This is a genomic window from Nonomuraea basaltis (assembly GCF_005893125.1).
Lineage (GTDB): Bacteria > Actinomycetota > Actinomycetes > Streptosporangiales > Streptosporangiaceae > Nonomuraea > Nonomuraea basaltis.
The window spans coordinates 1-455 of sequence record NZ_VCJS01000657.1 but is presented as its reverse complement, the minus strand read 5'-3'; the positions used below and the strand labels follow the sequence as shown (position 1 = coordinate 455).

1 protein-coding gene is annotated in these 455 nt (G+C 62.6%); it reads left to right on the top strand.

The window, feature by feature from the left end:
* Window positions 1–9: 9 nt before the first annotated feature.
* On the top strand, window positions 10–455 hold a 446-nt coding region (locus EJK15_RS69905; RefSeq protein WP_240778172.1), incomplete at its 3' end, for a reverse transcriptase domain-containing protein.

The window sequence follows — 455 nt, the reverse complement described above, 5'->3', positions numbered from 1 at the left end:
CAAGGCGGCGTGATCAGCCCCGTCCTACTGAATATCGCTTTGCATGGTATGGAGAAGGCCGCCGGGGTCCGCTATCGAACGTCCGGCGTCAACGCCGACCGGGTGATGCCGGGCAGCCCCGTACTGGTGAGATACGCAGACGATCTTGTCGCGATGTGCGGCAGTCGCGAGCAGGCCGAGCAGGTCAAACAGCGACTATCCGCATGGCTGGCACCCAGAGGGTTGAGGATCAACGAGGATAAGACGCGCCTCGTCCACCTCGAAGACGGCTTCGATTTTCTGGGCTTCCATGTCCGCCGGTATCGCAATGGAAAGCTGCTGATCAAACCGAGTAAGGCGGCCGTGCAACGGTTCCGGGCACGACTCACCGCTGAAATGAGGGCCCTGCGAGGGGCCAACGCGCAGGCGGTGATCCGCAGGCTGAACCCGATCATCCGGGGCTGGGCTGCGTACTA